This is a genomic window from Sphingobium sp. DC-2, from assembly GCF_000722555.1.
Lineage (GTDB): Bacteria > Pseudomonadota > Alphaproteobacteria > Sphingomonadales > Sphingomonadaceae > Sphingobium > Sphingobium quisquiliarum.
This window is the reverse complement of the sequence record NZ_JNAC01000114.1, coordinates 334,595-356,721: the sequence shown is the minus strand read 5'-3', so window position 1 is coordinate 356,721 and position 22,127 is coordinate 334,595. Positions and strand designations below refer to the sequence as shown.

23 protein-coding genes and 1 riboswitch are annotated in these 22,127 nt (G+C 64.0%); of the genes, 6 read left to right on the top strand and 17 right to left on the bottom strand.

Translation table 11 applies throughout. The features are described 5' to 3' along the window. Nucleotides 1-25 precede the first annotated feature (25 nt). From ET21_RS0120815 to ET21_RS0120780, 8 genes are all read right to left on the bottom strand, one after another. Nucleotides 26-2,548 (bottom strand): TonB-dependent receptor, encoded by a 2,523-nt coding sequence (locus tag ET21_RS0120815; RefSeq protein ID WP_081796026.1) that lies wholly within the window; start codon nucleotides 2,546-2,548, stop codon nucleotides 26-28. Between the two features lie 215 nt (nucleotides 2,549-2,763). Continuing rightward, complete coding sequence (locus ET21_RS0120810) at nucleotides 2,764-4,221, bottom strand: alpha/beta hydrolase domain-containing protein (protein WP_030541181.1); 1,458 nt, start codon at nucleotides 4,219-4,221, stop codon at nucleotides 2,764-2,766. 41 nt (nucleotides 4,222-4,262) lie between these two features. Continuing rightward, entirely contained in the window at nucleotides 4,263-4,976 is a 714-nt protein-coding gene (locus ET21_RS0120805; protein ID WP_156029315.1) for a hypothetical protein, read from the bottom strand. Between the two features lie 268 nt (nucleotides 4,977-5,244). Further along, the gene (locus tag ET21_RS0120800; protein ID WP_162180723.1) at nucleotides 5,245-7,704 is read right to left on the bottom strand and encodes a glycoside hydrolase family 2 TIM barrel-domain containing protein; all 2,460 of its coding nucleotides are present in this window, start codon (nucleotides 7,702-7,704) and stop codon (nucleotides 5,245-5,247) included. Nucleotides 7,705-7,715: 11 nt separating this feature from the next. Then, a complete protein-coding gene (locus ET21_RS0120795; RefSeq protein WP_150113303.1) occupies nucleotides 7,716-8,003 on the bottom strand; it encodes a hypothetical protein in 288 nt (95 codons plus the stop codon). Between the two features lie 161 nt (nucleotides 8,004-8,164). After that, nucleotides 8,165-9,217, bottom strand: a complete 1,053-nt coding sequence (locus ET21_RS0120790; protein ID WP_237751620.1) for an alpha/beta fold hydrolase — start codon at nucleotides 9,215-9,217, stop codon at nucleotides 8,165-8,167. Nucleotides 9,218-9,302: 85 nt separating this feature from the next. Beyond that, nucleotides 9,303-10,025, bottom strand: a complete 723-nt coding sequence (locus tag ET21_RS0120785; protein ID WP_030541177.1) for a Crp/Fnr family transcriptional regulator — start codon at nucleotides 10,023-10,025, stop codon at nucleotides 9,303-9,305. Between the two features lie 332 nt (nucleotides 10,026-10,357). Further along, on the bottom strand, nucleotides 10,358-10,555 hold the full coding sequence (locus ET21_RS0120780; RefSeq protein ID WP_030541176.1) for a hypothetical protein: 198 nt from the start codon (nucleotides 10,553-10,555) through the stop codon (nucleotides 10,358-10,360). A 112-nt stretch (nucleotides 10,556-10,667) separates the two neighbouring features. Between ET21_RS0120780 and ET21_RS0120775 the strand changes: the two genes are divergently transcribed. The 6 genes from ET21_RS0120775 (at nucleotide 10,668) to ET21_RS0120750 (ending at nucleotide 14,532) form a co-directional block, all read left to right on the top strand. Beyond that, a complete protein-coding gene (locus ET21_RS0120775) occupies nucleotides 10,668-11,204 on the top strand; it encodes a hypothetical protein (RefSeq protein WP_030541175.1) in 537 nt (178 codons plus the stop codon). 96 nt (nucleotides 11,205-11,300) lie between these two features. Further along, entirely contained in the window at nucleotides 11,301-11,474 is a 174-nt protein-coding gene (locus ET21_RS28230) for a hypothetical protein (RefSeq protein WP_193378984.1), read from the top strand. 328 nt (nucleotides 11,475-11,802) lie between these two features. Then, a complete protein-coding gene (locus ET21_RS0120765; RefSeq protein WP_030541174.1) occupies nucleotides 11,803-12,339 on the top strand; it encodes a septal ring lytic transglycosylase RlpA family protein in 537 nt (178 codons plus the stop codon). Between the two features lie 136 nt (nucleotides 12,340-12,475). After that, nucleotides 12,476-13,210: a molybdate ABC transporter substrate-binding protein gene (gene modA / locus ET21_RS0120760; protein WP_156029318.1), complete on the top strand. Its 735-nt coding sequence runs from the start codon at nucleotides 12,476-12,478 to the stop codon at nucleotides 13,208-13,210. A gap of 7 nt (nucleotides 13,211-13,217) precedes the next feature. Continuing rightward, the gene (gene modB / locus ET21_RS0120755; protein WP_021238314.1) at nucleotides 13,218-13,916 is read left to right on the top strand and encodes a molybdate ABC transporter permease subunit; all 699 of its coding nucleotides are present in this window, start codon (nucleotides 13,218-13,220) and stop codon (nucleotides 13,914-13,916) included. Then, the gene (locus ET21_RS0120750) at nucleotides 13,906-14,532 is read left to right on the top strand and encodes a molybdenum ABC transporter ATP-binding protein (RefSeq protein WP_030541172.1); all 627 of its coding nucleotides are present in this window, start codon (nucleotides 13,906-13,908) and stop codon (nucleotides 14,530-14,532) included. Before modB ends, ET21_RS0120750 begins: the two co-directional genes overlap by 11 nt. A gap of 98 nt (nucleotides 14,533-14,630) precedes the next feature. Here ET21_RS0120750 and ET21_RS0120745 read toward each other — a convergent pair whose 3' ends face one another. The 9 genes from ET21_RS0120745 to ET21_RS0120705 form a co-directional block, all read right to left on the bottom strand. Continuing rightward, nucleotides 14,631-16,025 (bottom strand): NAD(P)(+) transhydrogenase (Re/Si-specific) subunit beta, encoded by a 1,395-nt coding sequence (locus ET21_RS0120745; RefSeq protein ID WP_021238312.1) that lies wholly within the window; start codon nucleotides 16,023-16,025, stop codon nucleotides 14,631-14,633. Nucleotides 16,026-16,028: 3 nt separating this feature from the next. After that, nucleotides 16,029-16,319 (bottom strand): NAD(P) transhydrogenase subunit alpha, encoded by a 291-nt coding sequence (locus tag ET21_RS0120740; protein ID WP_021238311.1) that lies wholly within the window; start codon nucleotides 16,317-16,319, stop codon nucleotides 16,029-16,031. 255 nt (nucleotides 16,320-16,574) lie between these two features. After that, entirely contained in the window at nucleotides 16,575-17,075 is a 501-nt protein-coding gene (gene cobU, locus ET21_RS0120735) for a bifunctional adenosylcobinamide kinase/adenosylcobinamide-phosphate guanylyltransferase (RefSeq protein ID WP_030541171.1), read from the bottom strand. 14 nt (nucleotides 17,076-17,089) lie between these two features. Further along, the gene (gene cbiB / locus ET21_RS0120730) at nucleotides 17,090-18,028 is read right to left on the bottom strand and encodes an adenosylcobinamide-phosphate synthase CbiB (RefSeq protein ID WP_030541170.1); all 939 of its coding nucleotides are present in this window, start codon (nucleotides 18,026-18,028) and stop codon (nucleotides 17,090-17,092) included. Continuing rightward, nucleotides 18,021-18,992 (bottom strand): aminotransferase class I/II-fold pyridoxal phosphate-dependent enzyme, encoded by a 972-nt coding sequence (locus tag ET21_RS0120725; protein WP_030541169.1) that lies wholly within the window; start codon nucleotides 18,990-18,992, stop codon nucleotides 18,021-18,023. The genes cbiB and ET21_RS0120725 overlap by 8 nt, the downstream gene beginning before the upstream one ends. After that, on the bottom strand, nucleotides 18,989-19,699 hold the full coding sequence (locus ET21_RS0120720) for an adenosylcobinamide-GDP ribazoletransferase (protein ID WP_021238307.1): 711 nt from the start codon (nucleotides 19,697-19,699) through the stop codon (nucleotides 18,989-18,991). Before ET21_RS0120720 ends, ET21_RS0120725 begins: the two co-directional genes overlap by 4 nt. Then, complete coding sequence (locus ET21_RS0120715; RefSeq protein WP_030541168.1) at nucleotides 19,696-20,259, bottom strand: histidine phosphatase family protein; 564 nt, start codon at nucleotides 20,257-20,259, stop codon at nucleotides 19,696-19,698. The genes ET21_RS0120720 and ET21_RS0120715 overlap by 4 nt, the downstream gene beginning before the upstream one ends. Then, nucleotides 20,256-21,272, bottom strand: a complete 1,017-nt coding sequence (gene cobT / locus ET21_RS0120710; protein ID WP_030541167.1) for a nicotinate-nucleotide--dimethylbenzimidazole phosphoribosyltransferase — start codon at nucleotides 21,270-21,272, stop codon at nucleotides 20,256-20,258. The genes ET21_RS0120715 and cobT overlap by 4 nt, the downstream gene beginning before the upstream one ends. Further along, the gene (locus ET21_RS0120705; RefSeq protein ID WP_030541166.1) at nucleotides 21,269-21,676 is read right to left on the bottom strand and encodes a DUF1636 domain-containing protein; all 408 of its coding nucleotides are present in this window, start codon (nucleotides 21,674-21,676) and stop codon (nucleotides 21,269-21,271) included. Before ET21_RS0120705 ends, cobT begins: the two co-directional genes overlap by 4 nt. A gap of 184 nt (nucleotides 21,677-21,860) precedes the next feature. Beyond that, nucleotides 21,861-22,057: riboswitch (cobalamin riboswitch) on the bottom strand. Nucleotides 22,058-22,127: the final 70 nt, after the last annotated feature.

Below are 22,127 nucleotides of genomic sequence, written 5' to 3'. Positions count from 1 at the left end.
CCCGAATGCGAAGTTATCGCAATGCTCAGTCGCTGCCGAAGACGAAACGGGCCGTGATCCCGATTTCCCGCGGTGCGCCGTAGCGGACTTCATGATAGCCGGTGTTGATCAGCGGGTCACTGGCTGACGACCCCGGAACGCTGGTAACGATATCGGAGCCCCTGAACGTCAGCTTCCGCGTATCGAACAGGTTTCTGGCGAACAGCGTGAGTTCCAGACCTGGAACGATTTCGCGAGCGCCGACATAGAGGTTCAGGATCGGTTCTGCGGCATAAGTATAAGCCCCGGACACATCGGACCTCTTCCCCTGATAGGTGAACAGTCCACGAATGAACCCTTCCGTGTTGCCGGAAAGGGGATGCGTATATTCCGACTGAACGGTGAAGTTCCACTTGGGGACTTCGGATATCGGCCCATTCGAGGTTTGGAAGAAGATCGGATTAGCGGCAGTCAGGGCACCCGCCAATTCGTCGTTGGTATCGGGTATGCCATCGGGAGTCCCGCTAGGACCGGTCAGGTCAGGGCGGTATGGCACTTGCGCATTTTTGAAGTTCGACTTGGCATAGGCCACAGTACCGGACGCTGTCCATCGGTCAGTGATATTGGCAGAAAGCTCCGCTTCGAACCCGCGGACACGAGCATTGCCAGAGAAGACAACCTGTCCAAAGCCTACGCCTGCCGGAGTTCCGCAGGTTCCTTGAGCTTGTCCTGAACCGGTGCAGAACGGAACGTCACCCACGACACTGTTAAAGCCCTTATAATCCTGCTGGAAGACGTCGAAGTTAAACCGGATGCGCCTGTCGAAGAAATCACCTTTGAAGCCGATTTCATAGGAGTCGCTCTTTTCCGGCGGCAGGACGCGGAGGAAATCGAGCGCTGGAAGGTCAACGCCGCGATTGGCTCCGGGGCCTCGAAAACCACGGCCGTAGGAAAAGTATATGATCTTGTCGTCGTCAAGATGCTGCACGACCTTGGCGTCATATACCCACGCCTTGATGCTTCTGCTTGAGGGAGAGTCGAGCAGCGGCTGGGTCGGCGTTTGAAGAACCAGCGGCGGCAGCGGCGGCGGCAGCGGAATGGCGAGCGTGTCGCGCACGCCATCCGTGGTCAGCCATAGCTGAAAGCCCTGATCGCGTTTAAAATGCAGTCGGCGGGCGCCAAAGGTAATGTCCGTGCGCGTCGGCAGGTGAAGAGTGGCGCTGGCAAAAGCCGACTTATCCACACGGTTTTCCGGGATCAGAATGTCAGTGCCCAGCAATGTTGCCGGGCCAGACGGCGGATTGACCCCCGGAATGACTGCATAGCCGCGATTGGACCCAACGTTGGTTGGCTTCCGATTTGCGGTTTTCAGATAATTCACGCCGATTGAATAGTCGAATAGACGGTCGCCACCCATGGAATCAAGGCGCAATTCATGCATTGTGCCCTTGCTGTCGGTATGGAAAAGCTGACCAGGAGAGTAATTGAGAACAGCGTTGCCGGTGTCAGTATCGCCGGAATTAAGACCGGTGAAGGACTTGAACTGGGAATAGCCGAAAATGTAGCTGAGCGAAGCCTCATCGGCGATGTTCAGCTTGGCATTGATCGAAGCATTGTTCGACATGAACTGCCGCAGTGTGACGTTTTCCTGAACGGCGATCCCATCACGGCCGTCCCTGATGACAGGACCATTATAGCCCGCCGGGAAAGGCTGATCCGCGGTCGGCACGAAGCCGGTTCCTTCGACACGGGTAAGGTCGTACCTGTTGGCGCGCATATATTGATAATAAGCGAAGATGCTGAGCGGGTTGATCGGCTGGAACAGCACCGAAGCGCGGATGCTCTTGGTGTCGGCGCGCGACTTCACGTCAGTTACGGGGTTATGAAGATCGCCATTACGGTTGACATCGAACAGTCCGGCGATACGGACCGCGAGCTTTTCCTTGATGATTGGCACGTTGACGGCCGCTTGGCCGTTGAAACTTGGTTGATCGGTGCCGGTTGCTATGAAAGTGCCGCCATAATCGTTGAGATCGGGCCGCCGCGTGCCGATGGTGATCGAACCGACCGGAGCCGCTACGCCGCGAAGCGTACCCTGGGGACCGCGCAGCACTTCGATCTGGCCTATGTCGTAAATGCCCTGGAAGGCCACGAAATCGTTGATCGGTACTTCGTTGAGGTAGATGACGACTGCGGCCGGGGCGGAGGTGGTCACCGTACTGCTGATGCCACGCAGCGACGTCACAGTACCTTGTGTGCCGGATTCGCGGAAGGACAGGCCGGGCGAAAGCACCTGGACATCCTGGAAATTCTTGATTTGCAGATTTTCGATCTGCGCGCTGGTGATTGCGGTGACCGTCACCGGAACATCTTGCAGACGCTCGTTCCGGCGGGTTGCCGTGACGATGATGTCGGAACTGGCAGTCTGATCCGAGGCAGAATTTACGGGTGCGACGTCAGCCCCGCTGGCGGGTTGGCCAACCTGGGCCTGCGCAGCCGCCGCAGACGCCAATGTCCAAAGCGCAACACCGGAAAGACGTGCTGCGGCTCTGCTTATTCCTATGGTCATAACATCCCCTCCTAATCGGCTGATTCAGCCGTCGATCTCCGCGAGATCGTGCCTCCAGAAAGCGGTGCAGCCGGTGGTCGGCTTTTCTCCCGCACAGTCAGAAATACTCTGACATAATAGAAAGGGCAACTCATTTAAACGGAACAGGTGCGTAGTAATTTTAGCCGGGTTGCCCGCATTCTGTAGGGAATGTTTCTGACCGTTAGTCAAATTCGTTAGAATGTCACCTTGGCCGCGTCCCGGATGGCAGCATCCGCATCGGCTTTCTGGAGAATGCCCTCCCGTTCCGCCTTGCGTGCTGATTCAGTGAATTTCCTCAAATAGTTACTGGGGGTGCCATAGAGGGATTTCAGCTTGGCCTTGTCGAACCAGAAAGTCCTACCGGCGGTGCCAAGACAGGTGCCGCCAATGTCATAGCGCGCGATAGGCACATCCACCCAGGGCGTTCGAATGCCGCCCGCCATATTGCCATGCTCATCCTCTTTACCGGCCTCGACCGGCGGGAAATGCGGCGCAGGCGGCCCCCCATTCATCCATCGATGCACCCACATGATTGCGCTGCCGGAAATATATTGCACCGGAAAATTATTGGCGAAGTCCGCTGCACAAGGCTGCGTATCGTTTGAGAGAGCGCCCGGAAGGTCGCGCGCACTGGTCTTCGCCACCCTTTGCATATAAGGTCCGGTGGTGTGGCCCGACCCAGCCGCATTCCATACGCGCAGCATTGGCCCTTCCGCTAGGGGAACATGGAGGGGTCCGGCTGCCCAGAACTGGATCACCGGCACGTTCACGTCGGTGCGAAGCTGCGCCTCCTTCATTTGTTCGGTGCCGCCGAGACGCAGAGGGTTCATCGCGTCCTTGATGACGAAACCGTTGATGGCGCGGGCGCTTTGCTGCACGCCGTTAATGTAGGTGGTCAGCCGGGCTCCCGCGATCGTGTCACCCACGGCCATGACATGGCGGACCTGCAATCCCTGAAATGGATCGACGCCCGTGCGCGGCCGATCCGGCCCGACCGCGCGCGCGACCTGGCTCAAAATGTCATAGGACATTTCGGAATCCGGGATGGACAGCGATCCATAGCGCGCCGGGTCCCATTTCGTCAGCGCCGGGCCGAGGGGGATCTTAATGCTCTGGTTCGATCCGGTATAGTTGGCGAATTCCACCCCCGGCGGCGGGCCGTTCACGCCCTCGCGATGCAGCGAGACCCCTACCCAGCCGAATCCGTTGCGCAGGAAGGTTTCGGCGTTCCACCGGAAATTGGTGTCGGCTTCGCGGCTGAAATATTCCTGCATGAATTCGATGACGACGGTGCCGTTGAACTTGGCCGCTGGCGGCCTCCGGACGATCATCCGCGTGCGATAGGGCTGGTCGGGACCGGCGGGGACGAATGTCCAGCGGCCGTCTGCCGTCAGGCTGGTGCCCGGTGCGGGTTGAAAGGCGTGCGCCTTGCCGGAGATGAGATATTCCTGTTCGGTGTAGCCATAGGGTTTGAGGTCCACTGCCGACGCCGCGAAGATGCGGCCGTTGCCGCCGGTGATCAGCCCTTCGACTTTCGCGGCGGGACCCGCCATCTCCTGCTGGGCCGGGGATGCGATGGACAGGCCAGCCGTTGCGGCGGCAGCGAAAACGAGGGAGGCGCCAAGGAACCTGCGGCGATGCTCAAAAATCATCTTCCTCTCCTATTTTCATGATCGGGAATGTCGTGTGGCCGCTAAGCCGGTATCTCCGAAGCGAACGCCTCCAGATCGATGATGGAGGAGATCGCAACCGAGCCGGGCGCTGGAAGGCTGTCGGGCAGGAATGTCCCATCCTTCGGCCAGATCATCACGACCGCCTCGCATATCGAGCCCACCGGCTTGCAGGCGAGAATGTCCTCGATCGGGCCGGATTGCATATAGAGGCTGATGCGGTCGCTTGCCGCACCGAAGCTCTGCGCCACTGCCGCCGCGAACTGGGCAGCTCCCTGGGCGAAGACGTCCGCAGAGGCGTCGACCGGCCGCCGCAGCAGGATCGCGCGCTTGAGCACCGGCCCTTTCTGGAAGGGCAATGGCGCGCCGGAGATCAGGGTTTCGCGGACCTCCATCACATGGCTGCTTTTCCAATTCGGATCGTTCGGCTTGCCGCACATGCTGGGCTTCGTCGCGCCGGGGCGGGAGCCGAATTCAGAAATGACGTCGAATGGCGGCCGGGTGCCCACCGAGCGGCGGACATAGTTCCGCTCATAATGAACGATGCCCCATTTCGCGAAGATGGCCACCGCACCTGGAGCATGCTGGCCCTCATAGCCCTGAAAGAGTTGGGTCGCGCTGATTTCTGGACGTTTGGCGATGAAGGACCAGCCGATCGTGAGATTGGGTTGCGCCACCCCCATCGCCGGGGCGGCCGCTGTCAGTCTGGACGCCAAGGGCAAGGTCGCGAGAGCCATTCCCCCGCGCAAGAACTGACGGCGCGTGCCATCCGGCAAAGCCCCTTCTTCCATTCCTCACTCTCCCCTATTTTCATGTGCTTACATTATCGGCACGGCAAGAGAATGCCGCCTAAAATAATAATTGGCCAGCATTATTCATATTCAGACTGAAAATATGAAGACGCAGGCAGGAGCGATGGAAGCAAAGGAACGGGATGAAGCCGTTACCGCGCAGCCCATGTCACAGCGCGGCTTGGCTCAATTCATAGCATCAGGGTTCCCCCGATCAGCCCAGTGTAACGCTCCCATCGCGCAAGCCCTTGGCGGAGACCCTTATGCTGACCCGCCCGGATTTCCCCTGCCCGCGCAGGATCGCAAGCGCCCGGCCGCGAAAAGCGGCAGTTTCGGGTGACTTGACCGATCCTGTCCATTTGGGGTCGGCACTGCCGAAAGCGAGAAGTTCGGCAGGCCCCTTGACGGTTATGGCAAGGCGGTCCTGCGCTACCGGAACGATCCTGCCTGAAGCATCGAGTATTTCGATCTGCACATAGGAAAGCTCATCCTGTCCGCCCTGCCATTGCCCTTGCTCGGCGGTGCAGCGTATCGCCGCAGGCGCGCCGGTCGTGGTGAGGCGGCGGCGGCCGATCACTGTTCCGCCGCGATAGGCGACCGCTTCGATCGTGCCCGGCGCGTAGGGAACAGCGTATTCCGCGCGCATCTTGTCAGGCGAAACCTTGGCCTCGCCGATCTTTGAGCCGTTGAGCAGCACCTCCACCCTGTCGCCGGGCGTATAGAAGCGCACCGTCAGCGGCTTGCCTTCCTGCCCTTCCCAGTTCCAGCTCATCCTCTCGTCGGGCCAGCCCCAGCTCGTCACATATTCATACATGCCTTCGGGCACGGGATAGTGGACCGTCATTTCCAGCTGGCTGAGCCCCCAGACGACATCGCGCGCCAGCGAAGCAGCCTTTTGATGGCCGATCAGGTCGATATCGCCGCACCATGCATTGACCCATGGCCAGCCCGTACTGCCGAAGGGCGGCGTGCCGTTCTTCAATTGAACGGTGGCGCCAATGCCCGCTTCGCCGATATAGTCCATCGCCGTCCACAGGAACTCACCCAGGAACCAGGGCTCCCGCTCCATCAGCCGGGCATAGTCCACCATGTTGCTGGCGAAGGTTTCGGAGGCATAGACGACGCGCTCAGGATACTGCTTGCGCTCGCGCTGGATATCGTTGAGCCGGTAATTATAGCCGGGGATGTCCAGGAAGATGGTGGAGGCATTGTCCACTTTCCCCGCCCTGCCCGGCCGCGCCGTTCCTTGGGCGGCGATCATCGGCGCGCCCAGTGACCCGTTAATGCCCGCAGTAACGGGCCGGGTGGCGTCGAGACGCTTGACCGCATTGGCGAGCATCCATTGCCACTTCACCCCTTCATCGGTCGACCGGTCCGGGATTTCGTTGCCGATGCTCCACATGATGACGGAGGGGCTGTTGCGCGCAGGCAGGACCATCGCGCGGATCACTTCCTCCCAATGGGCAGGGAATTGCGTGGCGAAATCCTGCGGCAGCTTCGCCACGTGCCAGGCGTCGAACGCTTCCTCGATCAGGAACATGCCCAGCCTGTCGCAGGCTTCGCGCAGATGAGGGGAGGAGGGATTGTGCGAACTGCGGATTGCGTTGAAGCCGCGCTCCTTGAGCAGGCGTACGCGCCGGTCCGCCGCGTCGGCGAAGCTGCATGCGCCCAGCAGGCCGTTATCATGGTGGACGCAGCCGCCGCGCAGCTTCACCGGATCGCCATTCACGCACATGCCGCGTTGCGTATCGAATGTGATGATACGGATGCCGAAAGGCTGCGTCACCAGATCGACGGTCTTGTCACCATCCAGCAGCACAGTTTCCAGTGTATAGAGCGAAGGCTGAGCCGCCGACCATAATTTCGGCCCCCGAACCGAAAGCGACTGTTCGACTTGCGCTGCGGCGGGCGAAATCGCCTGCGCCACCACCTTGCCATTGTCGTCGCGCAGGCGCGTCGCGACCTTCAACCTGGCATCGGGCTGATCGACGCGTGTCGAAAGGGCGATGTCTGCGCGCCCGCCGCTCAGGCTCCGCGTCCAGGCGCTTACCCCCCACCGCGCAAGCCGCGCACCGCCTGGCAATATGTTCAGCTTCACCGGCAGATAGATGCCGGACCCCGAATACCAGCGGCTGTTCTTGCCCGGATTGCGCACCCGTACAGCCAGAACATTGTCGCCGGTGCGGTCGAGGAAAGGCGTCAGGTCGAAGGCGAAGGGAATATAGCCGTGAACATTGCGGCCCAGATGCCGGCCATTCAGCCAGACATCGCTTTCCAGATAGGCGCCTTCGAACAAAATCTCGATCCGGCGGCCGGCCGGAAACTGATCGACACGGAAATGCTTGCGATACCAGCCCTCGCCGCCGGTGGTGAACCCTGTGGCCGTGCCTGCAAGGGCCTTTTTGTCGAAAGGCGTATCGCGGCCCGGCAGATCCTCGACGCTCCAGTCATGAGGCAAGGTGAGCTTGCGCCATCCGGCGTCATCCAGCGCGACGGCCTCCAGCCCCTGCCCTTCGCCCCGTTGGAACAGCCAGCCATCATCGAAGGAAAGCGCGCGCTCCGATACCTCCGGCCGGCGGCTGCGCGCCAGAGCCGCATGGGCCGCGCTCTCGACGCCGGCGGCAATCGCGACGCCACCCGCCGTCAGGGCCAGCGCGGTACGGCGGTCTGCCATCACCGGCCCGCTCACCGGCTTTTCTCCAGCGTGGCGAGTTGCTGGTCGATAGCGGAAATCCCATCCTCCTTCATCAGGCCGATATGCACCAGATCCCATAAGGTCAGATTGCCCAGATGGGGCTGCATGTCGGGGATTTTCATCAGGAAATTCATGGCGGGAATCTGCTTGAGGATGGTCTCCTTCACCCCGGCGATCGCCATCAGATCGGCAATGGCGACATCATGCGTATTGAGCGCTCGCGGCTGACGGATGGGCGCGGCGAACTGTTCCGCTGGCATGTAGATTGGGGCGTCCAAGCTGTTCTCCATCCGCAAGAAATGCGCTTCGCCTCCGGTCAGGCGATGCTGACGGCGGGAAGGTTATATTTCGATAACCTGCGGCATCGGAGCGGACCAGTGCCTTTTTGCGCATCTCCTATGCCGGGAGGCGCATCGCTCGGTGCGAATGGCCGCGCAGTTCACAGCAAGGCGCGGAGGAAGGGGATTATGGCCGCGTTGAACGCGCCGGGCTGCTCCTGCTGCACGAAATGCCCGGCGCCTTCGATAGGGACGATGTCTCTCAGGCCCGGAACCCGCCGCCGGAGCCGTTCCTCCCATTCAGGGAAGAAGCCGAAAGAGGGGTCCCGCGCGCCATAGACGAACAGGGTGGGCACAGTGACATCGGCATCCGCCCAGGCGTGCCCGATTTCCCAGTTGGCATCGGCAGTGCGATAGGAATTGAGGCCGCCGATGAAGCGGCGCGCCGGGTCGGGATGGTCGTAACCCTTCACTAACGCCGCGAACTCCTGCTCTGAAAGCCACGGCCATGGCAGCGGCGGCGCATCCGGCAGGGCGTCCAGATATCCATTCCCTTGCGAAGATACAGCCTTCCACGCCCAAAGATCGCCTTGCGCGCTCAAGGCATGGAACAGGCGCTGGAGGAATTCGGCGCTCCGTCCGGCGAGTTCCTCTTCGGCCGGACCGATCGTCTGGAAATAATGCAGGTGCAGGAAATGGTTGCGCGCCATCGCGGCGAAGCGATCGGTGGGCCGGTAGTCGGGAGACGCGGCTTCCAACGGAACGGGCGCTCCCGGCGGAAGGCGCTGCGCGCTGCCCAGCATGGCCCGTCCGGCCATATCATAATCATAGGGAATGGTAGCGATCAGGCCCCGAACCCGCTCAGGACTGCGCACGGCCATGTTCCAGGCATATTGCGCGCCGAAGTCCTGCCCGATGATGAAGGCCCGGTCCGCGCCATAGGCGTCGAGCAGGGCCAATAGATAGGCGTTCATGCGGTCAGCGGTGTAGCAGTGCTGCGCGGCGGGCCGGTCGCTGCCGCCATAGCCCAGGCTGTCGATCGCCACCGCGCGGAACCCTGCGGCGGCAAGAGGCGCCATCTGATGCCGCCAGGAATAGCCGAGACCGGGGAACCCGTGGATCATCAGGACGAGGGGCCCCTCCCCCTGCTCCATCGCGTGCAGCGTTACGCCGCCAGCATCGATCTTGCGCTCTTGCCAGCCCGGCTCGTCCATCATCCTCTCCCAGCATGTTGCGCGGCGCTTGTAGCAGCAGCGCAGCGGTTCCGCATGAGGATTTGGGAAGGGCGGACGGACGCCTTCACACCATCGGCTGCGAGACGCGCAGCCTCAACCGGCCCACCTTGCGGCGTATTTCCCTGGGATCGTGAAGCGCCACCTCGCCATTGCGCCAGCTAAGTTCGCCAGCCTGCCGAGCCTGTTGCAGGGTGCGGTTGACATGCACGGGGGTGAGGCCCAGCGCATCGGCCAGCATTTCCTGCGTGAGCGGCGTCGAAAACCGCCCGTCTTGCGCCATGCCTGCCAGTTCCAGCCGGTCAGACAGTTCCAGCAGCAGATCCTGAATCCGCTCATGCGCGCTCAACCGGCCCAGCCGCATGATCTGCCCCAGCAGATAGGCTTCATCGAGCGCATGGCTTACGGCATAGGCGGCCCTTAATGCTGGGAAGGCGGAAGGGTCCGGGGCGGCGCAGAACTTGCCGTCGGTAAGCGCGGTGACGGCCGATGATGCGATCGGCCGGTCAGCGGTGGCGACGGCGATGAAGTCCCCCGGCAGCAGGAAATGGATGATCTGGCGGCGGCCGTCTTCCAGGCAGCGGGTCCGCGCTGCCCATCCCTGCACGAGCAGGAGAGAGTGTTGAATTTCCGCCCCTTCGCGCACCAGTTCCTGCCGGGCGCTGAAGGATGCCGCGCCATCGACCGCCTCCTGCAAGGCCGTGACCGCAGGCCCATCCAATGGAGCAAGGGACCCAAGCCTGCGGATGACTGGCTCCACGGTGACATTGTTTTTGCCCAGCGGTTTCATAGCGGCCGCTCCAGGCCGGGCGAGGCTCGTCTTAAATAGGGCGGAAGACAGGGATTGCGTTTATGCAGGATGCGGGTTGCGGCGGCTTTATCGAACCTTGCATATGCGCCAGTCATGTCCGGCCTCATTCCGGGCGGGAGCGTGCCGCCCGGCCATGAAGCACAGCAGGGAAGAACACGCGTCCCGCCCCCACAATGTTCAATGCGACCATAGTTCAGGCGTCTGGATGCGCCGCCATCCGAAACGGCCAAGCGCGCCTGATCGATCCATCAGGCACGCAAAAAATATTGGGTTATCGCGGGATTGCCGGACGTGATCTCCTCCGCAGGCCTTTAGCTGCCAGCCTGCGTATTGACGGGCGGCGCAAGCGGATTGGGATCGCTATCTTCGCCCTTCTCCAGCTTTCTGCTTGCTTCGCCTGGAGCCATTTCCTCACCCTTTTGCGGTGATCCCTGTTCCGGCGCAGGGCTGTCATCATGTTCATCCTTGGGCTGATCAGGGGACCGGCGCTTTTCCTGTTCCTGGGTCATGAATGGCTCCGTCGCGGCAGGTGGTGCGGGTTCAACGCCCTGCCCAGCGGCAGGGTTTCGCTCGCCCCGCCTGTCCTGCGTCCGATCGCGCGACTTGCGCGTTCACCCGGACATGGCTCCGTCCCTGAAAGTGTTCCGCACGCCGATCGGCTTTCACGACGCCTATGTCGCCGCGCCGAGCCAGAAGGCCGCGCTTGAGGCATGGGGTGCGGACGCCAATCTCTTCGCGCGCGGCGTGGCGGAGCGGGTGACTGACGCCGAGTTGATCAAGGAGCCGCTCGCCCGGCCGGGTGTCGTCATAAAGCGGCGCAGGGCGAGCATGGCCGAACATTTCGCGTCGCTGGCCAAAGAGAAAGCACCCAGCCGGTCAGAGGAAAAGCCAAGGCCCGCCCGCCCGCGCAGGAAACCGCCTGCGCCCAAGCCACGGCCCAGCCGCGACGCTCTGGACAGGGCCGAACAGGCGTTGGCTGACGAGCAGCTTCGGGCAAGGGAAGAACTGGCCGTGCTGGAAAAGGAACAGGCGCGTATCCAGGCCGAAATCAGCAAGTTGCGGGCGAAGCAGGGGAAGCAGGCCGAGCGGCTGGAACGCCGTGTCGAGCAGGAGCGCCGCCGCCACGACGCCGCTCTTGACCGCTGGCGCGGATCGTGACCGGCTACGGCCGCTTCATCCAGATTTTTTCGGCGATGGTGCAGCAGCTTGGCACCAGATGGCGGCTGCATCGTTACCCGATCAGGAGGGTCGTCAATGGACACCCATGAAGATATTGTCGCCATCGGACTTTTGACGCAGGACGACATCCGCCGTCTGGGGAATAATTTTTCGCGCCTTTTTCCAGTGCCCCGCGATGGGGCCTTCGATGACCTCATCAAGGCGATCGATAACGCGGATCGCGAGCGGCAGCAGCGGGTTCCCGGCTGAGCGGTCTTGTCCAATTAACAGGCGGGTCCGGCTGTATGGCGCGGGGATATGGCGGGGCAGCCGGACCCGATCGCTTGACCTGGGGGGAGCCAGCGATAGCCGCCAGCGCCCCGAACGCCAGCGACTGACCTGATCCTATCGCGCCGCCGCTCACCCCGCATCTGCCCTTAATGCTGGCGGGCCTGCCATTAGGAGGAAGGTCTTGGCCCTTTAGGGTCATTGACGTCGATCTGGCTCATCTCCATGAAATTCCGGGGTAAAAGATCTGCGCGGCATTCGGGCGCTCGCAGTCTTGAGTTATCCCGCGCGCTCGCGTTATGGGCGGATGATGACCTTGCTTGCCCGCTTCACCCCGGTCCTTGCCTTGCTGATCGCCGGATGCGCCTCCTACCAGCCGGTCGCCGACAGCCCGGTGCGGATCGGGCCGCCCTACCGCGTCAAGGGGACGACATATGTCCCCGCCGACCAGCCCGGCTATGACGAGGTGGGCTATGCCAGCTGGTATGGATCGGAATCCGGCAACCGCACAGCGCGCGGAGAGAAGTTCCGGCCGAAGTGGATCACCGCCGCCCATACCACCCTGCCCCTGCCCAGCTATGTGGAGGTCACCAACCTGCTGACGGGACGAACCGCGCTGGTGCGGGTGAATGACCGTGGCCCCTTCGCCAGAGGACGTATCATCGATCTGTCGCGGGGCGCGGCCGATCTGCTGGGCATCAGGTCGCAGGGACATGCGCCGGTCCGCGTCCGCCACGTGGACCCGCCGGAAAAGGACCGCAAGAAGCTGCGCAAGGGAAAACCGGCGCGGCAACGCCCGGCCCTGACCGGCGAGGCGCTGGAAATGCAGCGCGCCCGCATCCGCTGACAGGCCGGTAAACGCCAGCAGCGTCGGGGCGGCCAGGTGCAAATAAGCGGTCGCTTGTCACGGCCAACGCTGTATACGATCCTATATGTTTCTTAAGGGGTCATCCGTGCGCCGGTACATTCATCTGCCCTTGCTCATGATAGCAGCCTTTGCCGCTGTTCCGGCGTCGGCGCGATCGAAGGGGCCCCTGGTGCTTGCCGCCGCCAGCCTTCAGGAATCGCTGAGCGCCGCCGCCGATGCCTGGGCAGCGATGGGGCATGATCGTCCCATCCTGTCCTTTGCCGCTTCCTCCGCCCTTGCCCGCCAGATCGAGGCTGGCGCGCCTGCCGACCTGTTCCTTTCGGCTGACGAGGATTGGATGAATGCCGTCGCGGCCAAGGGGTTGTTGCGGCCGGGAACGCGATCCGATTTCCTTGCCAACCGGCTGGTGCTGATCGCGCCTGCGGGCAGCAAGGGCGGCATGGTGATCCGGCGGGGGTTTCCGCTGGCGCGGGCGCTGGGCAAGGGGCGGCTCGCCATGGCCGATCCCGGCAGCGTTCCCGCCGGAAAATATGGCAAGGCGGCGCTGATGGCGATGGGCGTCTGGCCATCCGTTTCCAACCGGATCGCCGCCGCCGAAAATGTGCGCGGCGCGCTGGCAATGGTGGAGCGGCGGCAGGCGCCTTATGGCATCGTCTACATGACGGACGCGCGCGCCGCTTCCGCGGTTCGCGTGGCAGGTGTCTTTCCTGCTTCGAGCCATCCGCCGATCGTCTATCCATTGGCGATCCTTGCCCGATCAACCCATGCCGATGCGAACGGCTTCCGTCGCTTCCTGCTGTCCGCGCGGGGCAAGGCGATTTTCCGCCGCTACGGCTTTGGCGTGAAGTGACTTCGCCATGCTGCTGAGCGATGCCGATTGGGAGATTGTGCGGCTGTCGCTCAAGGTCAGTCTGGCCGGAGTGATCGTGATCCTGCCCTTCGCCTTCATGCTGGCGTGGTTGCTGGCGCGCGGGCGCTTTCCGGGCAAGCTGCTGCTCGACGCGGCGATCCATCTGCCTCTGGTGTTGCCCCCTGTGGTCATCGGCTGGCTGCTGCTGCTGGCGCTGGGGCCTGCGGGGCCAGTCGGCGCTCTCCTCGACCGCTGGTTCGGAGTCAGCGTCATGTTCCGCTGGACTGGCGCGGCGATTGCGGCCGCCATCATGGCGCTGCCGCTGATGGTGCGCGCTATGCGGCTGTCGATCGAAGCGGTGGATCGGCGTGTCGAAGATGCCGCGCGCACCTTGGGCGCGGGGCCGGGCTGGTGCTTCCTGACCATCCTGCTGCCTTTGTCGCTGCCCGGCATCGTCACCGGATTCATCCTGGGCTTTGCGCGGTCCATCGGCGAGTTCGGCGCGACGATCACCTTTGTGTCGAACATTCCGGGCGAGACGCAGACACTCTCCCTCGCAATCTACAGCGCCTTGCAGGTGCCGGGCAGCGATGCGGCGGTTTGGCGGCTGGCGCTGGTTTCCGTGGCTCTGTCGCTGGGCGCGCTCGTCGCATCGGAAGCGCTGAGCCAGCGGCAGCGCGCCGGGCGGAGCGGTCATGTCCTTTGAAGTTGAGGTGCGCAAGACGCTGGGCGACCGGATGATCGAGGCCTGCTTCGCCGCGCCCTCCGGCCTTACGGTCCTGCGCGGCGTGTCGGGGGCGGGCAAGACATCGGTGCTGAACATGGTCGCCGGGCTGCTGACGCCGGATCAGGGGCGCATCATCGTGAATGGGCAGACGCTGTTCGACGGAGCGGCGGGCACGAACCTGCCGCCGCATCGCCGCCGCCTGGGCTATGTCTTCCAGGACGCGCGCCTGTTTCCGCATATGCGGGTGCGGGCCAATCTGCTCTACGGCTATCGCCTCGCGCCAGTCGATGATCGGTGGATGACCTTGGACGAGGTCGTCGCCTTTCTTGGTATCGCGCCGCTGCTCGATCGCTGGCCGCGCTCCCTTTCGGGCGGGGAGGCGCAGCGGGTCGCCCTTGGGCGTGCACTGCTATCGGGCGCGCGCGCCTTGCTGATGGACGAGCCGCTAGCCTCGATCGATCCCGCGCGCCGCAGCGGCATCATCGAAGCGATTTTGCGTATTCGCAACGAGCTGAACCTGCCGATGCTCTATGTCACTCATGACCCGGCGGAGGCGGAGCAGTTGGCAACGCAACTGGTGACGATTGGCGGTTGAACGCCGCTGTCAGTTGCTTTGAAACATTCCAGAATGAGAAGAAGCCCGCCGCGATCCAGCGCGCCGGGCTTTCTCTCTTGTCCTTGAACCGCAGGGAATCAGTGCAGACCCGATCCGCCGCCGCTGAGTTCCTTGGCGATGGAGCCGACCATATCCTTGGCGTCGCCGAACAGCATCTGGGTGTTGCTGTTATAATAGATCGGATTGTCGATCCCGGCGAAGCCAGCGTTCATAGAGCGCTTGATGATGAAGACCGACTTGGCCTTGTCCGCTTCGATGATCGGCATGCCAGCGATGGCGCTCTGCGGATCGTCACGAGCAGACGGGTTCACCGTGTCGTTCGCGCCGATGATCACCGCCACGTCCGCCTGCGGCAGTTCGGGGTTGATGTCGTCCAGATCGACCAGCTGCTCATAGGGCACATTGGCTTCGGCCAGCAACACGTTCATGTGGCCGGGCATACGGCCCGCCACGGGGTGGATCGCGAACTTCACGTCCACGCCCTTCTTTGTGAGCGCCTGATAGAGTTCGCTGACCTTGTGCTGCGCCTGGGCGACGGCCATGCCGTAGCCGGGCACGATCACGACGCTGCTGGCGTTTTCAAGCTGCATCGCGGCTTCTTCGGCGGAGGCGGAGCGGACGACGCGGTCGTCCTTCCCGCCCGCAGCGCCAGCAACCACATTGCCGAAGCCGCCGAACATGACGTTGGCGAAGCTGCGGTTCATCGCCTTGCACATGATGACCGCCAGGATGAAGCCCGAAGCGCCGTCCAGCGCTCCCGCGACGATCAGCAGCTTGTTGCCCAGCGCAAAGCCCATGGCGGATGCGGCAAGACCGGCATAGCTGTTGAGCAGCGCGATGACGGTCGGCATGTCCGCGCCGCCGATCGGAATGACCAGCAAGATGCCGAACAGCAGCGCCAGCGCCACGAAAGCGGGGAACAGCCAGGTCTGTGTCGGGTCGAGCGCCAGCATGGTGCCGATCACCACTGCGCCCAGCGCCACCGCGCCGTTGACGATGCGCTGACCGGGGAAGGACACCGGACGGCTGCCCATCAATTCCTGTAACTTGGCGAAGGCGATGACCGATGCGGTGCAGGTGAGGAAACCCAGCAGCATTTCGAACATCAGCGCCCACATGATGAAGCCGCCCGCATATTCGGCATGGGCATGCTTGTAATATTCGGCGGCGCCGATCAGGCCGACGGCCAGCGCGCCGAAGGCGTGCGAGATGGCGGTCCGCTGCGGGATGGCCGTCATCGGCATCAGCAGCGCCATGGGAATGCCTACGGCCGCGCCTGCGATCATCGCGATGATGATCAGGTCGTAACTGACCACCTCATGCTGGACCAGCGCGCCGATAATGGCGATGACCATGCCGATCTCGCCCGCGCGCACGCCGCGCCGGGCAGTCGAAGGATGGCTCATCCACATCAGGGAGAGGATGAACAAAGCCGATGCGGCAATCGCCGCGAAGGGTACGAAAGCGTCCATCTGTTACTTCCCCCGCGGCTTGAACATCTTGAGCATGCGGTCCGTGATCATGAAACCGCTGACCAGATTCACCGTCGCGCAAAAAACGGCGATGAAGCCGAGGGTGCGGGCAAGCGGCGTTGCGCCTTCCTCACCCGTGATCGTAATCGCGCCGACAATCACCACAGCCGCGATCGCATTGGTCAGCGACATCAGCGGCGAATGGAGCAGCGGCGATACCTTCTTGATCAGCTGAAAGCCGAGAAAAGCCGCCAGAATGAAGACGAAAAGATAATCTGCATTAAGAGCGTTCACTGTTACATCCCCTGTTCAGGAGCCAGCATTCCGGCCCTTCCCGTGCCGAAATCTTCCAAGGTCGCGCACGCCGCACGCGGTGCGGCCGCATCATTCAGAATCGCTGATTCCCCTCAATCCCCTCCAGAATTGACCCTGCCCCTTATGGCCACCAGCCATTGCAGGCAAAGCAGAAAATGCATCGGGAAGGCATAGAGTGCAATTTTTCTATAGCGGAACGGCCGTCGAATGTTCGTTTCCAATAGTTTGCGCGTTTCATTTCTTGAGCGTCAGGGGAAGTCCCGCAGCCACAAGGACGGCTTCGTCGCACACCGCCGCCATCTGCTGATTCAGCCATCCGGCTTCGTCCCGAAACCGGCGGGCAAGCGCATTGTCCGGGACAATCGACAGGCCGACCTCGTTCGCGACCAGCACGAGCGGCACGGTACAGGAGCGCACGGCCTTCGCCAGTTCAGCGCTCCACGCCGCTATATCCTCATCGGCCAGCAGCATATTGGAAAGCCAGAGGGTGAGGCAATCCACCAGGATCGCGCCCGCCGTGCCAGCCGATGCCCGGATGGCGTCAGGCAATTCCAGCGGCGCTTCGATTGTCAGCCACCGCTCGCCCCTGTCAGCCCGATGACGGGCGATGCGGTCGGCCATCTCATGGTCATAGGCCTGCGCCGTGGCGATGTAGGCGAGTTGGCCGGAAATGGCTTCGCACCGCCCCTGCGCATAGCGGCTCTTGCCCGATCGCGCGCCGCCCAGCACCAGCAAATGATGGGCATGGTTCACAGGCTCAACTCCCACAATGCCGCCAGCACCCACAGCAAGGCGCAGGCGCGCAGGAAAATGCGCATCGCGCGGCGCACATCTACCGCACGGATGTGGCGTCCGCCTTCACCGATCCATGGCTTGTCGTTCAGCACGCCATCATAGCGGAGCGGACCGCCCAGGCGCACGTCAAGCGCGCCCGCCATCGCGGCTTCCGGCCAGCCCGCATTGGGGGAGGCATGCCGCCCATGGTCGCGCCACATCACCCGCCATCCCCCCTGACCCGCAAGGCAGATGAGCAGCGCCGCCAGCCGCGCAGGCACAAGGTTCATGACGTCGTCCAGCCGGGCGGCCGCCCATCCGAATGGACCATAGGGCTCCTCCCGATGACCGATCAGGCTGTCGGCCGTATTCACCGCCTTATAAGCCCAGATGCCCGGCAAGCCGCCCAGCAGCAGCCAGAAGAGGGGCGCGGTTACGCCGTCGCAGAAGCTTTCGGCGAGGCTCTCCACCGCTGCGCGCGCTACCCCCGCTTCGTCGAGGCTGGCCGTGTCGCGGCCGACGATCCAGCCAACGGCGCGGCGCGCCTTGCTCAATCTGCCAGCGTCCAGTTCCCGTGCGACCGCCAGCACATGCTGATAGAGGCTGCGCTGCGCCAGCGCGGGCCATGCCGCGAACGCCATGCCCGCCCAGGCCCACTGCCCCAGGCTCCACCGGATCAGTTTCTCGGCGGCGTAGCCGCATCCCGCGGCGGCTGCCAGCAACAGCAGCACGGTCGCGATGCCGCCTGCCCGCCGCACATAATTGCTGCAATGACGGCTGTTCCAACGCCGCTCGCAAAAGGCGATGATCCGCGCGAAGCCGCCCACGGGATGGCCGATGCGCGCATGCACGCGGGCGGGCCAGCCCAGTGCCGCATCAAGACCCAGCGCTCCCAAGGCGACCGGCTCAACCATCGGCAAGCGCCCTGTCCAGCCTTTCCATCGCGGCGTCATCTGCTGGCAGGCCGAAGCGGAGCCAGTCTGGCCGATATTCGAACGGCCGGGTAAGGATCGAGCGGCGGGCGAGGCGATCGAAGACCTGCGGCGCATCGTCATGCTCGATCAGGCGGAAAAGCGGACAATGCCCTTTCGCTTCCAGACCGTGGCGGGCGAGCAGCCTGTCCATCTGCCTCGCGCGTTCGCCCAATGCGTCTATGGCGGCATCGATCCACGTCCGATCGCGATAGGCAGCACTGCCAAAGGCGATCGCCGCTGCTGAAACCGGCCAGTCGCCCAGCATCCTGCGGCAAGCGGCGATGATGTGCGCAGGGCCAAGGATGAAGCCGAGCCTGACGCCCGCCAGCCCGAAAAACTTGCCGAAGGATCGCAGCACGATCAGCTTGCGTCCGTCCCCAATCTGGGATGCGACGCTGATATGCGGCATGCAATCGGCGAAGGCTTCGTCGACGATCAGCCATTGCGCACGATCCTCCCACACCCGCAATTGCTCGCGCATATGAATGCGCCCATCGGGATTGTTGGGATTGGCGAGCAGCATGATCGCGCCAGCGGGCGCCTGACCGGGATCAGTCACCGGCGCCGCCCGCGCGAAGGCTGCGCCATGGGTGCGATAACCGGGCGTCAGGTAACAGGCGGGCCCGTCCAGCAACTGCCCCATCATCCGCAACCCGGTCTCGCTCCCCGGCACGGCGCAGACATGCGCGGAAGCAAGGCCGAAATGCGCAGCGGCGGCATCCTCCAGTTCCGCCAGGGCGGACGGATCGGGCAAGGATCGCCAGTCCACGTTGATCGTGGACGCACCGGCCCATGGGACGGGGTTGATGCCGGTGGACAGGTCCATCCACGCTTCCGCGCCGCCGCCATAGTGCGCCCGCGCCGCGTCCAGCCTGCCGCCATGCCAATGAAAAGCGTCGCTCATCGCGCGACGATCAGCGCCGCCAGCAGGGCGCTCTCCATAATCTCTATTCCCGCGCCATGCCCGTCGCCGGAAATGCCGCCGACCCGCGCGCGCAGCCACCATGTCCATAAGGGGATCAGCGCCGCAGCCATCAGCAGGCCGGGCATCCACCAGCCGAGCGCCAAGGCCAGCGCGCTCCATCCCAGCAGGTGCATTGGTGTGACACGGCCGCGAAACCGGCTCGCCAGTCCTTCATGCAGCGGCGGGAGCCAGCGCGCCCAGAAGAGTGGTCCCATTCGCGCAATCATGGCGACGCCGATCAGCCACCAGGCCGGGAAAGAACCAACGCTCATCCGCAAAAGCACCAGCTTCGTCAGCAATTGCAACACCACCGCCACGACGCCGAAGCTGCCGACATGCGGATCGGCAAGCACCAGGGAAAGCCGCGTCTTGTCGCCATGCGCCGCGCCCGCCGCATCGGCGATGTCGGCAAGGCCATCCAGATGCAGCGCCCCGGTCACGCCTGCCCACAGCAGCAGCGCCAGCAGCGCCCCTGCCCACGGATCGACCCTGCCGCCCAGCGAAAGGCCGCCAGCGATGCAGGCGCCCACCACGATCCCCGCTGCGGGGAACCAGCGGATGGCGGCGGCGAAATCCTGCTCATCCGCCTTGACCTGCGGCAACGGCAGGCGGGTCATCAGCTGCATCGCCAGCACCAGCCGCCTCATGCCGCAAGGCCCGTGATCTGCGCCCCCGATCCGTCCGGCCAAAGCCGGAGGCTCAACAGTGCGCCATGGGGAAGGTCGAAGGTCCAGACCTGGCGATGATCCAGCCCGCACAGCACCGAAAGCGCTGCTCGCATCGCGCCCGCATGAGTAAGGACCAGTGCCGGGGCGTCGATCTCGCCCAAGGCCGCGCTGACGCGCGCGCGCAGGCTTGACCAGCACTCCCCGCCCGGCGGCGGGCTGCCATCCGGGTCGGCCCAGAAATCGGTGAGCGCCCCGGCGGGAAGATCGGCCGCATCGGCGCAATCCCACGCGCCGAAGTCCAGTTCCCGCCAGCGCGGATCGACGTGGAGAGCCGCCTGCTTTTCGGCGGCGATGAATTCAGCGGGAATGCGCGCCCGTGACAGATCGGACGTCAGGATGCGGCCGCAGTCGATGGGGCGCGCGCGATCGACGCAGAGCGCGACGCCATCCGGGTGCGGCGGCGCATCATGATGTCCCAGCAGCCGGCCCGTCATCCCGGTAATCCCGTGCCGCATCAGGTGGAGCGTGATGCCCGTCATAGGCCGCCAGCAACGGCCGCTTCGGCGAAGGTCGCCATGCCCGCATGCGCGGCAAGGGCGGACCGGACGATCTGCGCCGCCACCGCAGCGCCGCTCGCTTCGCCCAGCCGCATGTCCAGCCGCAGCAGCGGATCGAGACCCAATGCTTCGAGCAACCGGGCATGCCCTGCTTCGGCCGAACAATGAGCGGCAAGGCAATGGCCGGTGATTTCTGCATTGTCGCGCGCGAGGGGCACGACCGCCGCGCCGCAGATGAAGCCGTCCAGCAGCACCGGCACATGATCCATCCGCGCCGCCAGCACCGCGCCCGCAATGGCGGCGATTTCCCGACCGCCAAGGCGGCGCAGCGTTTCGAACGCGCCGCTGCATGCTTCCCCATGAAGCGCCAGCGCGCGACGCACCGCCTCCTGCTTGCGCTCCAGCCCGCGCGCATCGAGTCCGGTGCCCCGGCCTGCCCATTGCTTGGCTTCCCCGCCCAGTACCTGCGCGCAAATGGCGGCGGCTGGCGTCGTGTTGCCGATGCCCATCTCGCCCAGCAGCAGCAGGTCGATGTCTGGCCGCACCGCCGCCGCACCGGCATTTATCGCCGCCAGGCATTCCGCTTCGGCCATCGCCGGGCCGTCGCAAATATCAGCAGTCGGCCGGTCCAGATCGATCGGCACGATCACCAGCTCCGCCCCGCACGCGGCGGCGAGCGCATTGATCGCCGCGCCGCCATTGTGGAAATTCGCGACCATCTGCGATGTCACTTCCGGCGGAAAGGCGCTCACCCCGCGCGCCGCAACGCCGTGGTTGCCAGCGAACAGGGCGGCACGGATGCGCTCTGCCCGTGGCCGTTCGCGCCCCTGCCATCCCGCCATGAACAGCGCGATCGCCTCCAGCCGCCCTAGCGATCCCGCAGGCTTCGTCAGCGACGCCTGACGGCTCGCGGCCGCCTCCCTCGCCAGCATGTCGGGGCCGGGCAAGGCCGCCAGCGCCCGGTCGAATGCCGCGCGATCGCGAAAACGGGTCATGTGCAGACAAATCCCTCAGGCGGGGTCCGCACGATGAAGTGGCCCTTCACCCCTTGCGGCCAGTCGGCATAGCGCACCACGCCTTCGTCGCTGGCGGCATGGCGGATGGCATAGTCGAGTATCGCCCGCGCGGCTTCTTCATCCGGCGTGAAGTCACCCAGCACATAGCCCACCTTGCCAGGCGCGCGCAGATGCACCGTGCAGTGGCGCTGGCAGGCGAAGAGGCAGGGCATTTCCTGGACCTCCACGGCGGCATAGCTGCTGTCGCTTGCCTGGACGGAACGCAGCGCCTGCGCCAGCAAAGCGCCGCCGCGCCGCCCTTCCCCATCTTCCCTTTGGCCGGCGGACAGGCGGCAGGTCGAACAGACCACCACCGCCGCCCCGGCCTCAACCCGGCGCAGCATCAGCCGCGCCCCCGCGTCACATCATGGATCGTCATTTCCGGCTCCCCGCTTCGACCGCAAACAGCCTTGCGGACGGACGAAGCAGGGGCGCACAGCGATACGCGTCCTGCACGGCCGCACCGGCAAGGCGATGGCTGTCGCTCAGCGAGGGATATCCCCGTTCGTCCGGCACACCCTGTCCGGTCGAAGAACGACTGCGGCAGGCAGGTCTCCTGGCTCGCGGGTCGGTGCGTCCGGCCGCCTTCTCGGAAAGCCCCTGCGGGGGGTTCCAATGGCATGATGGCCGTACGCTCTCCGCTTACAGTTGCAGGGGCAGCGCGGGCTTTGACCCGACTTCCCTTTTCATCCCCTTGATGGGGAACCTGTCGCGGCGCTGCTGATAATGCGGACGGGCTGACGCCGCAAGCGGCTAGATGCGGGGCACGGGCCCTGCCCGGCCATGCCCCGCCGG